The 15,980-nt window shown below is 30.2% G+C and carries 12 protein-coding genes and 1 pseudogene; 12 read left to right on the plus strand and 1 reads right to left on the minus strand.

What is annotated here, in order from left to right; all coding sequences use genetic code 11:
- The 4 genes and pseudogenes from ABF633_RS13010 to holA all read left to right on the plus strand — a co-directional run.
- A pseudogene (locus ABF633_RS13010) lies at positions 1-1,646 on the plus strand (cation-transporting P-type ATPase); the annotation flags it as partial.
- Positions 1,647-1,705: 59 nt separating this feature from the next.
- Positions 1,706-1,996 (plus strand): hypothetical protein, encoded by a 291-nt coding sequence (locus tag ABF633_RS13015; RefSeq protein ID WP_415524281.1) that lies wholly within the window; start codon positions 1,706-1,708, stop codon positions 1,994-1,996.
- Positions 1,996-3,774: a ComEC/Rec2 family competence protein gene (locus ABF633_RS13020; RefSeq protein ID WP_415524282.1), complete on the plus strand. Its 1,779-nt coding sequence runs from the start codon at positions 1,996-1,998 to the stop codon at positions 3,772-3,774. Before ABF633_RS13015 ends, ABF633_RS13020 begins: the two co-directional genes overlap by 1 nt.
- A gap of 210 nt (positions 3,775-3,984) precedes the next feature.
- Positions 3,985-5,013, plus strand: a complete 1,029-nt coding sequence (holA, locus tag ABF633_RS13025) for a DNA polymerase III subunit delta (protein WP_415524283.1) — start codon at positions 3,985-3,987, stop codon at positions 5,011-5,013.
- Positions 5,014-5,132: 119 nt separating this feature from the next.
- On the opposite strand, the gene rpsT is transcribed toward holA, so the two are convergent.
- Positions 5,133-5,399, minus strand: a complete 267-nt coding sequence (rpsT, locus tag ABF633_RS13030; RefSeq protein WP_415524285.1) for a 30S ribosomal protein S20 — start codon at positions 5,397-5,399, stop codon at positions 5,133-5,135.
- 312 nt (positions 5,400-5,711) lie between these two features.
- Here rpsT and gpr point away from each other — a divergent pair, with 312 nt between their 5' ends.
- The 8 genes from gpr (at position 5,712) to dnaK (ending at position 15,928) form a co-directional block, all read left to right on the plus strand.
- On the plus strand, positions 5,712-6,683 hold the full coding sequence (gene gpr / locus ABF633_RS13035) for a GPR endopeptidase (RefSeq protein WP_415524286.1): 972 nt from the start codon (positions 5,712-5,714) through the stop codon (positions 6,681-6,683).
- Between the two features lie 349 nt (positions 6,684-7,032).
- The gene (locus ABF633_RS13040) at positions 7,033-8,142 is read left to right on the plus strand and encodes a stage II sporulation protein P (protein ID WP_415524287.1); all 1,110 of its coding nucleotides are present in this window, start codon (positions 7,033-7,035) and stop codon (positions 8,140-8,142) included.
- Between the two features lie 54 nt (positions 8,143-8,196).
- Complete coding sequence (locus ABF633_RS13045) at positions 8,197-8,709, plus strand: hypothetical protein (protein ID WP_415524289.1); 513 nt, start codon at positions 8,197-8,199, stop codon at positions 8,707-8,709.
- A 274-nt stretch (positions 8,710-8,983) separates the two neighbouring features.
- On the plus strand, positions 8,984-10,789 hold the full coding sequence (gene lepA, locus ABF633_RS13050; protein ID WP_415524291.1) for a translation elongation factor 4: 1,806 nt from the start codon (positions 8,984-8,986) through the stop codon (positions 10,787-10,789).
- A 2-nt stretch (positions 10,790-10,791) separates the two neighbouring features.
- Positions 10,792-11,931, plus strand: coding sequence for a radical SAM family heme chaperone HemW (gene hemW, locus ABF633_RS13055; protein ID WP_415524292.1), 1,140 nt, complete (start codon positions 10,792-10,794; stop codon positions 11,929-11,931).
- 208 nt (positions 11,932-12,139) lie between these two features.
- Positions 12,140-13,183, plus strand: coding sequence for a heat-inducible transcriptional repressor HrcA (gene hrcA / locus ABF633_RS13060; RefSeq protein ID WP_415524294.1), 1,044 nt, complete (start codon positions 12,140-12,142; stop codon positions 13,181-13,183).
- Positions 13,184-13,194: 11 nt separating this feature from the next.
- Positions 13,195-13,854, plus strand: a complete 660-nt coding sequence (grpE, locus tag ABF633_RS13065; RefSeq protein ID WP_415524295.1) for a nucleotide exchange factor GrpE — start codon at positions 13,195-13,197, stop codon at positions 13,852-13,854.
- A 223-nt stretch (positions 13,855-14,077) separates the two neighbouring features.
- Positions 14,078-15,928: a molecular chaperone DnaK gene (gene dnaK, locus ABF633_RS13070; RefSeq protein ID WP_415524296.1), complete on the plus strand. Its 1,851-nt coding sequence runs from the start codon at positions 14,078-14,080 to the stop codon at positions 15,926-15,928.
- The last annotated feature ends 52 nt before the right edge of the window (positions 15,929-15,980 follow it).

The raw sequence follows: 15,980 nt of genomic DNA on the forward strand, positions 1-15,980 counted from the left end.
TAGCTAATATAAATATACTGTGTATTGACAAGAAAGAAATACTTACAGAAAAGTTAATGAATCTGAAAAAGATTTATGATACAAAACAAATTCAAGACTTGGAAAAAAACTTTATTATAAATGATAATACAAAGAGAGTTATGGAAACAGGTATTTTATGTAATGATGTAAAGCTTAAAGTTAATTACAGTGAAGAAAATGACCTTGTAGAACAAGCTTTTATGACCTTTGGTAATAAATATAATATGAGTAAAAGCATCATGGAACAGAAACAAAAAAGAGTATTTAAGCTTCCCTATGATAAAGAAAATGTAATAAAAACTACGGTAAATAAAGTAGATAGAAAATATAGGGCTTATGCAAAGGGAGCAGTGGAAATTTTAATTGGAAAATGTATCCATATTATGAAAAATGGAATTGAAAGAGAAATTACAAAAGAAGATATTGAGGATATTAAAGCTGCAGATATGAGTATGTCAAGCGAAGGCTTATACGTATATGCCCTGGCTTATAGAAATTTTAACTATAAGCCAGGGAATAATGAAAACATAGAGAGTAATCTAGTATTTGTTGGTTTAGCAGGTTTTGATAATCCTATTAAGAAACAATTAAAAAAGGATATTGAAAAATGCAGGCGTATGTCTATAAAACCAGTAATTTTTACTGATGCCAATAAACTCAGTGCTGAAGCTTTTGGCAAAAGAATGGGTATATTAAATGCTGGAGATATGGTTATATCAGATATAGAGATGGATTATATAAAGAAAAGTGAACTAGAAAAAACTATAGAAAAAGTAAGTGTTTTTTCAAGAATACAGTTTTATAATAAATTAAAAATAATAAATCAATATAAAGATATAAATTATAGACTTATCTTAACCGGGAACAAACTTATAGATTTACCTTCATTTATAACGGCCGATTTGCATATTTCTTTTGGAGATAAATGCAATGAAATAGTAAAAAAACTTAGTGATGTCTATTTTGAAAAAATTGATTTTAATAAAATTTTGTACCTAATAGAAGAAAGTAAGAATTTTATGTACGTAATAAGAAAAATTATTGAGTATTTATGTATATTTAGTTTAAGTGAATTCTCAATATGTATGTTATCTATATTGTTTAATCTTCATATTCCATTTTATTTTAAACAGGTACTTTGGAATAATATATTTAATGGACTTCTTGTTTCTTTAGCAGTTTTAGTATCACGTAAGAATATAAAATACTATGAAAATATAAAATTTACAATGAAGGATAATTTTTCATCATATTTTAGAAAGGATTTATTAGTAAATTCTATTTTTCTGGGATTTATAGCTTTTTTAAGTTCATATTTTTCACAGAGTATTGGAAGTAACGCCTATGAAACGGTTACGTTATCTGTATTGTATTTTTCCCAGTTAGCTCTTATAGTAAAAAAAGATTTATTAAAAAATTTGTATTTTGACAGTGTTTTGGCAATTTATGCTATAGCTAATTTCACTATTTTGTATACTGATTTTGGAAGAAAACTATTTGATTTAAAATCAGTAAGCAGTAATGATATAAGAGTTATAATAGTGTCTATAATATTATATATTGTGATCACGTTGTTTAAAAATTTTTTCAAAGAGAAAAATGGAGATAATTTAATTACTTTATAATAATATTTTGTTTAAACCTCAAAGTTATTGGATAAAATAATAACGCGGAGGTGTGTATTATGATGGAAGATATTTTTGAAACGGTTAAAGAAGGAAGTAATGTTGTATATTTAGATATGCCTAAAAAGGATTTTTTATTTAAATATAATAATTTAAATAGGGATTCAGCACAAAACTTGGTAGATAATTATTTTAAGGAAAAGGGTAGAGATGGTATACCAAAAGTTGAAGAAATAAGTCTTGATGATAGTCGAGGAATAATGAAAATTACTGTTGCTGTTAATTATGATAGGAATTTTAAACTTGAAGAGTATAAGATACCTGATTCATTGAACGAGGCAAGAAAATAATGGATAAGCCTCTTATATATTTTTGCGTTTCCATGGTAATAGGATGTCTTTGTGCTTTGATTTTGAAAAACAACTTAGTTTTAGATGTGGCTATTGCTGCATCTTTTTTTACATGTATATTTTTAACCTGCGAAAAAAGATATACTTTAATTATGACAGGCTTTTTTATAATAGGTTTTTTAAGCTTTAATTTTTACTTTGATATTAATTTAGACAATAAATCTAGCTGCGCATTTAGAATAATTACAAAAAATAAGTTTTCGGCTGTAGGAAGTTATGAGGGAAGAAATATAAATATAATTGGGAATATTTTCGATGTAAATGAAGGAGAAAAAATAAGGGCAACTGGAGAATTTAAAAAAGATATAGATTATTCAAGAGGAAATCTGGGAACCTTTAAAGTAAAATACATTGAAAATAGACAGAAGGATATAATTTCTTATTTATATTCCTTTAGAAAGAGCATATACAGAGAATTTTATTGGAGGCTTGGAGAAAATAACACTGCCAAAATAATGTCTGTAGCTTTTGGTGATACTTCATATCTTTCTATGGAGGATAAATACGATTTTAAAAAATTGGGTATAGTACATGTCATAAGTGTATCGGGACTACATATACTTATAATTTTTAAAGCACTGGAAAGCTTTCTCCCCCTGGAAATATCCATTATTACGGCTGCTGTATATGCAGTATTTACGGGAGCTCAAGCGGCTACGCTAAGATCACTTATAATGATAATTATATTAAAATTGTCAAAAAAATTTAGTAAAAATTATGATGCTTTTTCAGCATTGAGTATGGCTGCTATGATTTTACTTATGGCTAAACCTTATTATGTTATAGATATAGGATTTGCCCTTTCTTTTTTGTCAACTCTTGGAATAAGCTTATTTCATAAAAAATTATCCAGAATATTGTATAGATTTCCTGATAAAATAAACGAAAGTTTAAGTCTAACTTTAAGTGCTCAGTCACTTTCCATGCCCTATGTACTATTCACTATTAAAAATTTTGCTCTTGGATTCTTACTTGGAGATTTATTTTTAATTCCAATGTACTCAGTTATTGTAGTCTTATCTAATATAGCTTTGGTTACATGTTTTATAAAACCTATTTTTAATATAATGTGTATGCTTATTAATATTACAATGGCAGCAATTAATGGAGGTACATCCTTACTGGTAAAAATTTCACCGCCTATGGTGTATATGTCAACTATAAATATAATATTTATCTTATCTTTATATCCATGCTACATATTTATAAAAAAGGGATATAAAAAATTTAAATTTGCTCCAATAATATTAGGTTTAGTCATAATAATTTATCAATATAATTTTTTTCCTAAAATAGATCAGGTCACTTTAAAAAGTGGAAGTGGTTTTGTAGTGAGATATAGGGGACGCAATATTTTAATATCTGATTATAAAATTAATAATGAGGAAGAAAAAAGCGAGCTTCAAGGACGTTTTAATATAAACAGCTTTATGACTAACTCAGAAGCTGATTATAAAATTGTAATAAATGAAAAGTATCTAGTTTATATTCCTAAAGTACAGGGTATAAATAATATTATACAAGTTACAAGCTTGAACAATAATGGCTCTGTTATTGATCTACGGGGAGATAGGCTAAGATATAAAACTATAAATTGGCCTGAAAATTATGCTATAATGAAAATTGATATAAATACGAAAAATAAAAATATTGATTTACCTAGAAATAATATTAATTTTCAAATATTTATGGATAAAGCTATGGTATACAAGGACTAAAAGATAAACAGAGTTCTTTGTTTCAGGTGGGGTTTTTTTTTTCAGCTGAAACTTAGAAATCGTTATCCAGGGACGTAGCAGCCGTTATCTCCCACTTTGATAAGAGATGGGAGTATTACGGATGGTAGTCATCGGACAAATTTAAAATAATCGAATATATCTAACAGCTTTAATTTTACATTTTTTAGATATTTAAAGCAGGGGGACAAAATGATAAATTTCTTAGAACTAGAAGAGAGAATGAAAAAAAAAGTAGATAATTTTTACATATTTTGTGGTTACAATGAGCAATTAATAAAGGAAAACATCAGAAAAATTACTGAACTCGTAGTAAACCCTAATTTTTTGGATTTAAACTATTTTGAGTTTGATGGAGCTACAGTAAGCTATGATGAGATAGTTAATGCCTGTGAGACGCTTCCATTTATGAGTGATAAAAAAGTTATAGTTATATACAGAGCCGATTTTCTTAGTGATAGGGCTAAGAATATAAATAAAAATAGTGAAAGTATATTAAAAAAAATTCAGGATTATGGCGGAAATTTACCAGAACAATGTGTATTGATCATATACTACATTTTTGAAAATGATAGAGAAAAGGTAAGTAGCAAGGTTAAAAGGATGGGCAAAAGTGCCTGCGTAGTGGAGTTCACAAAATTAAGAGGAATGGTGCTTCAAAAAAAGGTTAAGGAGATATTTAACCAGAAAGGCAAAAATATTGACAGAGCAAATTTAAGTTTTTTTTGCAGTGAAGTTGAAAACAATATGGATATAATTGAAAATGAAGTGGATAAACTCTGTTCCTATACTGGTGATAGGGATATCGAAAAGCAGGATATACTAGATCTTCTTCCAGAAAGAAGTGATAACGATATTTTTAATCTTGTGGATTTTTTATCTCAAAAAAAGCCAGAAAGAGCTATAGAAGTTTTGTCGGAACTTATGTACAGAGGAGAGAAGGCCACAAATATATTATCAATGATAGAAAGACAGTTTAGAATTATGATAAATTTAAAAATTGGTATGAATAATAAAAAGAGTAAGGAAGAACTGGCAAGGGAATATAGACTTCATCCTTTTGTATGCGAAAAAATTATGGCACAGTGTAAAAAATATACTTTAGAACAAATAATAAAGGCAGAGGAGATATGCGCTCAGACCGAAAGGGAACTAAAAAGTCAAGGTAGTGATGAACGAGTTAAGTTGGAACTTCTTATAATAAAAAGTGCTATGGTTTAAAGTTAAATTACTAATAGCTTATCTTTAACTGTGCAGGTAATTCTTCAGCTCATTGATAGTGCTGAATTTTTATTACAAAAAATAAATAGGCCGGTGTGTTATTTACACCGGTTTATTTACTATGCGTTTAAAGCATTTAATTTTACTGCTAATCTTGATTTAGCTCTAGCTGCTTTATTTTTATGGATAACTCCCTTTGAAGCGGCCATGTCTAAAGATTTAACTACATTTACGTAGTTAGCCTTAGCTTCATCAGCATTATTTGCTGTAACTGCTACTTCAAATTTCTTTATAACAGTTTTTAAAGCAGATTTTAGCATCTTATTTTTAAGAGTTTTAGTCTGAGTAACTTTTATTCTCTTTTTTGCAGATTTTATGTTAGCCATTAATTTTCACCCCCCTTATATTTTTATAACACTCGCCTTTGGGGAATATTATGCGGGTTTTCTCATATTTAACAAAAACCATTATAACATTAAAAATTATATTCTTCAAGCATTAATGTAACTTTATAATTGTTAATAGTGAGAAAAGGCGAACTATTAAATGGAAATATTTACACTCCAGAGGTGTAAATATTTCTATTTTTAGTTTACCATCTTCTTAAATTATGAATTATAGTAATAAAAATAGAATAGTTAAAGTCTGCAGGGGAAAGATAGATTTAGAATGCAGATTCAATAGGAGGAGTGATTGCTTTGAGTATAAGAACAGATCTTGCTGTAGAGGCAAAGGAGTTATATGAAAAAGAAAATAGTAAAAAGATTCAAGGAGTTGAAGTGTCGAATACAAAAAAAGGAAAAATAAAAATAACTAATGTAAAAGTACTTACGGAGCTGGGAGAAAGAGCTATTGGAAAACCTAAGGGTACATATATAACCATAGATATGCCAAGACTTGTTCATTATGATGCTGATGCTATGGACGACGTAAGTGAAGTGTTGGGAGAAGAACTTTCAAGGCTCATAAAACTTCAGGATAGTATGACAGCACTTGTAGTAGGCCTTGGTAACTGGAACATAACTCCTGATGCTTTAGGACCCAAAGTGGTTTCAAAGATAATGATAACAAGACATTTGAAGGAGCTTGTACCAGATAGTATTGATGAAGGAATCAGACCTGTATGTGCTCTGGCACCAGGAGTACTTGGAATTACAGGCATGGAAACTAGTGAAATAATAAAGGGTGTAGTAAATAAAATTAAACCAAATTTAATAATATGTATTGATGCGTTGGCCTCCCGAAAGATGGAAAGAGTAAATTCAACTATTCAAATCGGTACTACAGGTATTTCACCGGGATCTGGAGTGGGAAATAGGAGAATGGAGATAAGTGAAAAAACATTGGGAATCCCGGTTATAGCCATAGGTGTTCCTACAGTAGTAGATGCAGCTACCATGGCAAATGATACTATTGATATGGTGTTAGATGAGATGATTAGAAGCTCAGAACAAGGAGGAAAATTTTATGATATGCTGAAATCTATAGATAAAGGTGAAAAGCAAAAAATGATACAGGAAATACTGCATCCTTATGTAGGAAATCTTATGGTAACACCTAAAGAAGTAGATATGGTTATAGATTCTATATCAAAGATAATAGCAAATGGAATTAATATTTCTCTTCAGCCTGCTCTTGACAAAGATGATATAAATAAATTTTTGCAATAAAAAAGTTATAAATACACATTATTTTTCATATAGTCTAATTAAGGCATCTTAAACGTAGATTGGATAAGTAATCCTCTTAACTCTTAACATATCTATGTCTGCTTGTAAAAATATTTAAAAGGGATTTAAATATTATCAATGCTTTGAGGGATTACTTGTTGAATTCAAGTTAAAGAAATAATTAGTTATCAGTTCATTATGGTCTGTTTTGCAGCATACTTTTTTGTTGGAAATTTTTAATAAGTATATCTTTACTGTTATGGAATCAACGGTTTTGTTTAATACAAAATAGAATGTGGAACTGTAACTTTTTATTTCTTTTCATATGCCTAAGCGGGAGGTAATGTGGATGGTTAATGTTAATAAAAGGATAAACAATGGGAAGAACAGTTTTATATTAATTTTAGGCGTTACCATAATGATATTTTCTATTTATATATTTTTCAGTTTTTTTAATATACAAAAAACTCAGGAAAAATTAACTGGTGGAAGGGGAAATATGCTTTATGTTCAGCTGGTTAACTATGTTATGCCTATAGTAAAAGTTACCAATTTTGATGAAGAGGATATGGCAGAGAGTACACTTTCTTTAAAAAGTGGGCTTTTAAATTATATAGGAATTAATTTAAGCCGCCCTGATGAAATCCTAAAAAAGGAGATATCCTATTTTAAAGAAGATAGTAATTCTGTAGCTTATAATAGTAATAATAAAGGTATAGTAAAAATAAGTGATTTTAATTTAAAGGACAGTGATATAACTAAGGCCAGTACTAATGGCAGCAGTGGTGACAGCTCAAATCCTTCAAATCAAACCTTTCAAATTTATAATCCTCAATTAAAAAAAAATCTTGATAATTCAAAACCAGAGGTACTTATATATCATTCTCATACAACGGAGAGTTATGGTCAGTACGGACCGGATAACCTTGATCCCGCAAAAAATGTATGTGCTGTAGGTGATGAACTGGCTAAGGAACTGTCCAACAATTATGGTATTTCCGTAATACATGATACCACTATACATAATGTATTGGCCTATAATAAAAGTTATGAGAGATCTGGAGAAACTTTGGACAAATATTTAAAAAAATACGGTGATTTTAAAATGATAATTGACATGCATAGAGATTCAGATCCTAACAAAAATGATGTCACTACAAAAATAAATGGAGAAAATGTAGCTAAATTTATGTTTGTCATGGCGAGAAAAAATCCTCATTTTGATAAAAACATGACTATTGTAAATGCTTTATTAAATAGTGCTAAAAAAAATTCCCCAGGATTGGTTATTGGCAATGGGATTTACTATTATGATTATGGAATGAATTTTTTTAATCAAGCAAAGAGCAATAATGCATTTTTATTAGAGGTTGGTTCTACTCCAAACACTCTTGATGAATCAAAAGCAACATCAAAGTATATTGCAAGAATGATTGCAGAATATATAAATGGTAAATAATGAATAAAAAAATAAAAAAAGTACATCCTTTAAATAGCAGGAGGTACTTTTTTTATGAGAGGTAAAACATATAATATTTTTATGGTATTAGTTGTAATAGGTGTGATTCTTGGACTTTGTATAAATAACATTGTTTTGAATAGAACTATATATTCTAACGAAATACATATGAAGGCTTCAGAAGAAACCTATAGAAACAAGATAAATAAATATAATTTAGATGATATGGAAAAAAAGCTAGACATGCTGGAAGATAAAATGAATAATCCTGAAAAATATGAAAAAGATGATAGTGATATAGTCTTTAAGGTATATGTACCAAGGTTTAGAATACTTTTTAGCATGGATCCTCTAGATTTAAGATTTGAAACCCAAAATTATAAAGTCTATTTAAATAACAGTATTATAGGAAAAATAAAGAATCAAATAGCTTATGTATCAAATATGTGGCAAAAATTAATTAGTAAGGTTACATACAATTTAAGCAGCAGCAATGACAAATTAAATAATATAACTTCTAAAATAGCTGCACTTAAAACAAAAATTTATTATAGTATTATTAAATAGAAGATTAATGTAGCTTAATATTGACATTGTCTAGAGGATTTGTGTTATAATTTAAGCTGATTTTATTATGCAGGGTATTTTGGTATACTCAATAATAAAATATTAATAAATCTATTAGAGTGAGTTTGTTTTTATACTTAAGCTTAGATAATTATTTATGGAAGTATCACTGCCTATACCTTTTAATAATAAGTAAGTGTTGTAATAAGCAGTTATAGATAAATTTTAGAAATTATCAAAAGAAATATTTTAAAGTAAATGGGGGTAAAAATTAATGCAAAGTAAGAGAGAACAACATATAAGAAATTTTTGTATAGTTGCTCATATAGATCATGGTAAATCCACACTGGCAGATAGGTTGTTAGAAAAAACGGGTACTCTTACTAAAAGAGAAATGGAACAGCAGGTACTTGATAATATGGAACTCGAGAGAGAAAGAGGTATAACTATAAAATCTCAGGCAGCAAGACTGATATATAGAAGAGAAAATGGGGAGGAGTACATATTAAATTTAATTGATACTCCAGGACATGTGGATTTTAATTATGAAGTATCCAGAAGCTTAGCTGCATGCGAAGGAGCTATATTGGTAGTAGATGCGACTCAGGGCATACAGGCTCAGACTCTTGCCAATTGCTATTTAGCCGTAGATCACGGCCTTGAAGTAGTGCCTGTAATAAATAAAATAGATTTACCTAGTGCAAGACCGGAGGAAATCAAACAGGAGATTGAAGACATAATTGGAATAGAAGCAGCAGATGCTCCACTTATTTCAGCAAAAACAGGACTGAATATAGAAGATGTTCTGGAAGCAGTTGTGAATAAGATACCTGCTCCAGAAGGAGATGAAGAGGGAACATTAAAGGCGCTTATATTTGATTCCTATTATGATAGCTATAAAGGTGTAGTAAGCTATATCAGAGTTAAAGATGGTGTTGTTAAAGCAGGAACTAAAATAAAACTTATGGCTACAGGTAAGCAGTATGAAGTTACAGAAGTAGGAGTTTTTGTACCTAATTTTTATCCCATAGAGGAACTTAGAGCAGGAGATGTTGGCTATGTAACAGCATCTATTAAAAATGTAAGAGATGCCAGGGTTGGAGATACAATGACTGAGGCTGGTAAGGCTGCTGTGGAACCACTTCCTGGTTACAGACCGGCTATACCAATGGTTTATAGCGGTATTTATCCGGTAGATGGAGCTAAATATGGCGAGCTTAAGGAGGCACTGGAAAAGCTTCAAGTAAATGATGCAGCTTTAAATTTTGAACCAGAAACTTCTATAGCACTTGGTTTTGGTTTTAGATGTGGTTTTCTTGGGCTTCTTCATATGGAGATAATTCAAGAGAGAATAGAAAGAGAATTTAATCTTGATATTATTACTACGGCACCTTCAGTAATATATAAGGTTACAAAGACGGATGATACTCTTATAAATATAACCAATCCTACAAATTTACCAGAAACCACTGAAATAAAATTTATGGAAGAGCCCATAGTTAAAGCTTCTATAATCACTCCTTCAGACTACGTAGGTGCTATTATGGAACTTTGCCAGGATAGAAGAGGCATTTTTATAGATATGCAATATATAGAAACTACAAGAGTTATGCTTAATTATAAAATACCTTTAAATGAAATCATATATGATTTTTTTGATGTGTTGAAATCTAAAAGCCGTGGATATGCATCTTTTGATTATGAATTAAATGGATATATTCAGACCAAGCTTGTGAAACTGGATATAATGTTAAATGGAGATGTAGTAGATGCCCTTTCAATGATTGTCCCAGAGGAAAGAGCATATAATAGAGGAAGAAATATAGCTGAAAAGTTAAAGGATATAATACCAAGACAGATGTTTGAGATTCCAATACAGGCAGCGGTAGGAGCAAAAATTATTGCAAGAGAGACTGTGAAAGCACTTAGAAAGGATGTACTTGCTAAATGCTACGGTGGAGACATAAGTAGAAAGAAAAAACTTCTTGAAAAGCAAAAGGAAGGTAAAAAGAGGATGAGACAGGTAGGAAGTGTAGAAGTTCCTCAAGAAGCATTTATGTCTATATTGAAGGTGGATTAATTATGGAAGAAACAGCCTTATACATTCATATACCTTTTTGCAAACAAAAATGTCTATATTGTGATTTTCCTTCTTTTGCTAACAGTGAAGAACTAATGACAGATTATATTAGATCTTTGAGCATAGAAATAAGAAAACTTGGCAATAAAAAAATATCAACAATATTTATAGGTGGGGGAACTCCCACCTATTTGAATTTAGAAAGTTTAAAAATTTTAAAAAAAAGTTTGGAAGAATTAAATTTATCCAAGGAAATAGAGTTTACAATAGAAGGTAATCCGGGAACTTTTACAAGAGAAAAGCTTAAAGTATTAAAAGAGATGGGAGTAAATAGACTCAGCATAGGCCTTCAAGCAGTACAGGATGAATTATTAAAGAAATTAGGAAGAATACATGATTATAATACATTTTTAAATAGCTATAATACGGCTAGAAATATGGGATTTAATAATATAAATATTGATTTAATGTTCGGTCTGCCAGGTCAGAATATTGAGATGTGGAGGCATACTTTAGAAATTGTAATTAATTTAAATCCGGAACATTTATCTTGTTATAGTCTTATATTAGAAAAAGGTACTCCATTTTTTAACCTATATAATGAAGAAGATTTACCAGATGAGGATATAGTAAGTGAAATGTATTCCATTGTAAAAGAATTTTTATGTGAAAAAGAATATTTACAATACGAGATTTCCAATTTTTCAAAGAAGGGTTTGGAATGTAAACATAATTTGGTATATTGGAATTTAAAAAATTATATAGGTGTAGGTTCTGGGGCACATTCTTATTATAATGGAATTAGGTATAGAAATGAAATCAATGTGAAAAAATATATAGAAGCCATTTCTGACGCTGGGAGTGCTGTGGTGGAATCCCATAATAATACTCTTGAAGATAATATGGAAGAGTTTATGTTTTTAGGGCTTAGAAAGATTAAAGGAATTTCTATAGAAGAGTTTAGGCAAAGATTTAAAAAAGATATATTTTCTGTTTATGGTGATGTAATAAGAAAATATAAGTCTAAGGGCATGATGACTTTTGAAAAAGGCAGATTGTATCTATCATCTAGGGGAATAGAAATCTCTAATTATATTTTAAGTGATTTTATTATTGAATCATCTGAAATAGATAATAAGTAAATTCAATTATATAGTATATTTGCTTTGAATGGTAATATAGTAATATATTTAGAAAATCAAAGAATTGAGAAGATAAATTCTTTAAATACCCATATTTTAAGGAATTGATTCTAATAAAAAAAGTTGACAAAAAAATTATCCAGTGATATTTTAAAAACATGATGATTAGCACTCAACAGTGACGAGTGCTAATAAAGAGGTGATAATAGTGGATATAATAGATGATAGGAAACTAAGGATACTTAATGCAATAATAAATGATTATATAAATACAGCAGAACCAGTTGGCTCTAGAACTATAGCTAAAAAATATGATTTAGGTATAAGTTCTGCTACCATAAGAAATGAAATGTCAGATCTTGAAGATATGGGTTATATTGAACAGCTCCATAGTTCTTCAGGTAGAAAGCCTTCAGATAAAGGTTATAGATTTTATGTTGATCAAATAATGCAGGTTTCAAAATTATCACCAGAAGAAGAAAATATGATAAAAAATCAACTTATAAATTTTGCATTATTTGAAGTAGATAGACTTGTACGCCAGGCTACTGTTTTGCTATCAGAACTTACAAAATTAATAAGTGTTGTTAAAACCCCATCTGTAGGAGAAAGCAGAATAAAGTCAATACAGCTAATGAATATAGATAGTTTTAATGTTGTAGCAGTAATTGTAACTGATAGTGGGCTTATAAGAAATAATATTATAAGAGTCAAGAAATCACTAAATAGTGAAGTATTGAATAAAATAAATAACTTATTAAATGCTAGACTTAAAAATTTAAGTATAAATATGATAAATCTAGAGGTTATAAATAACCTTAAGAAAGATCTTCTTGGCTATGAGGATATCTTTGATGCTATTATTCCTCATCTTTATGATAGTTTAAATGACAACGGTAATAGCTCGGAAGTTTATTTTGAGGGACTTACTAATATACTGGACTATCCTGAATTTAAGGATATAGAAAAAGCTAGAGAAATTCTATCTTTTATAGATGATGGCAGCAATATAAAAAATATCTTGGATAGCAAATCTAAAATATCCATACGTATTGGTCATGAAAATTATATCCAAGGTGCCAAGGATTGCAGTATTATATCTGCAGTTTATAGCTTAGGCGAAAGACAGCTTGGCTCAATAGGTGTAATAGGTCCAACCAGAATTCCGTATTCAAAGGTTGTTTCTATATTAACAAAGGTAACAAAAGAATTAAATAAAAATATCAATAAGATTTATCTTGATGATGATTAGAGGTGAAGTGAATGTCTGACATTAATAAAACTAATAATGTTGAGGGCGAAATTAATGAAAGCTTAGAGAATGAAGAGGTAAATGAAACTTTAGAAGATAAGGTAGATACCGATTCATCTGAAATTCTTGAAGATGAGCAAAAACTTGAAGATGAAGAATTTGAAGAGTTACAAGAGGATAACTTATCTCCAGAGAAGGAGCTTGAAGAAATGAAAATACTGAATGGTAAACTTAAGGATGAAAATGAAAAATTGAAGAATGAACTGGATGCAGTTAAAGAAAGGCTTCTTAGGACAGTAGCTGAATATGAAAATTACAGAAATAGAACAGCTAAGGAAAAGGAAGGAATATATTCAGATGCTTGTACTGATGTGTTAAAAGACATTTTACCAGCACTAGACAACATGGAGAGAGCTTCTTCTATTGAAGGAAGTATAGAAGATTTGAAAAAGGGAATTGACATGACAGTAAGACAGTTTAAGGACTCTCTTACAAAGCTTGGAGTAGAAGAAATAGATGCCAGTGGTGAATTTGATCCCAATGTACACAATGCAGTTATGCATGTAGAAGATGAAAGTCTTGGAGAAAATGCCATAGCAGAAGTTCTACAAAAAGGATATAAGAAGGCAGATAAGGTTATAAGATATAGCATGGTAAAAGTTGCAAATTAAATTTGATTATTACTTAAGGCACATTCAAATAAATAACTAGTCAGTATGCTAGGCTATTTTTAATCCTACTGCGTCAACAGAACCCTCAGATAGCTCACTATCTTCGGAACCTGTTTCCTTGTATGATTCAAAATATCCGTCGCATCTTTGACTTACTATTTATTTTCATATGCCTAAATAAATTGAAATAAATTTTTAAATGAAAACTAGGAGGTTTTATATTATGTCAAAAGTAATAGGTATTGACTTAGGAACAACAAACTCATGTGTTGCAGTTATGGAGGGAGGAGATCCTGTTGTTATAGCAAATGCAGAAGGAGCAAGAACTACTCCATCTGTTGTATCTTTCCAAAAAGATGGTGAAAGACTAGTTGGTCAGGTTGCAAAAAGACAGTCAATTACAAATCCTGATAAGACAATAATATCCATAAAGAGACATATGGGTACTGGTTATAAGGTTAATATAGATGGAAAAGATCATACACCACAGGAAATATCAGCTTTCATACTTCAAAAATTAAAAGCTGATGCTGAAGCTTATTTAGGTGAGCCCGTTACTCAAGCAGTTATAACTGTACCAGCATATTTTAATGACAGTCAAAGACAGGCTACAAAGGATGCTGGAAAAATAGCTGGACTTGAAGTATTGAGAATTATAAATGAACCTACAGCTGCATCACTTGCATATGGTCTTGATAAAATGGATACAAATCAAAAGATATTTGTTTATGACCTTGGTGGTGGTACTTTTGATGTATCTATACTAGAACTTGGAGACGGAGTTTTTGAAGTAAAAGCTACTAATGGTAATACACGTCTTGGTGGAGACGACTTTGATAATAAAGTTATGGATTATATAGCAGATACTTTTAAAGCTGAAAATGGCATAGATTTAAGAAATGATAAAATGGCACTTCAAAGATTAAAAGAAGCTGCTGAAAAAGCTAAAATAGAATTATCATCTTCTACTCAAACTAATATAAATTTACCATTTATAACTGCTGATGCTACTGGTCCTAAACATATAGACCTTAATCTTACAAGAGCAAAATTCAATGAATTGACTCATCAGTTAGTTGCAGATACAATAGAACCAATGAAAAAAGCTCTTGCTGATGCAGGACTTAGCATAGGTGATATTGATAAAATATTACTTGTAGGTGGATCTACAAGAATTCCAGCAGTACAGGAAGCTGTTAAAGAATTTACTGGCAAAGATCCTTCAAAGGGTGTTAATCCAGATGAGTGTGTTGCAGTAGGTGCAGCTATTCAAGCAGGTGTTTTAACTGGTGATGTTAAAGATGTACTACTTCTTGATGTATCACCATTAACACTTGGAATTGAGACTTTTGGAAATGTTGCTACTCCATTAATAGAGAGAAACACTACTATACCTACAAGAAAGAGTCAGGTATTCTCAACAGCAGCAGATGGTCAGACTTCCGTTGAAATACACGTAGTTCAAGGCGAAAGACCAATGGCTAATGATAATAAGACTCTTGGTAGATTTACATTGTCAGGAATCGCTCCTGCACCAAGAGGAGTTCCTCAAATAGAAGTTACATTTGATATAGATGCAAATGGTATAGTAAATGTTTCTGCAAAGGATAAGGGAACTGGAAAAGAAGCTAATATAACAATTACTGCATCAACAAATCTTACTGATGATGAAATAGATAAGGCTGTTAAAGAGGCAGAAAAATATGCTGAAGAAGATAAGAAGAGAAAAGAATCAATAGAAGTAAAGAATAATGCAGACCAGATTGTTTACCAGACAGAAAAGACATTAAAAGATCTTGGAGACAAGGTTTCTGCTGAAGATAAATCCAGCATTGAAGCAAAACTTGAAGAAGTTAAGAAAGTTAAAGATGGAGAGGACGTAGAAGCTATAAAGAAAGCTACTCAGGAATTAACTGATGCCTTCTATGCTGTTTCTTCAAAGATATATGCAGCTACACAGGATGCACAAGGAGCAGCTGGGGCAGCTGGAGATCAAGGGACAGCCGGAGCTTCTGAAAATAAAAAAGATGACAATGTAGTAGATGCTGATTATAAAGTAGATGAAGATAAATAATTTAACCTGACTAACTTGGCGTAAGTCTCCCACGCACACAGCGAAAGCGATT

The organism is Clostridium sp. (assembly GCF_047718555.1).
Lineage (GTDB): Bacteria > Bacillota > Clostridia > Clostridiales > Clostridiaceae > Clostridium_I.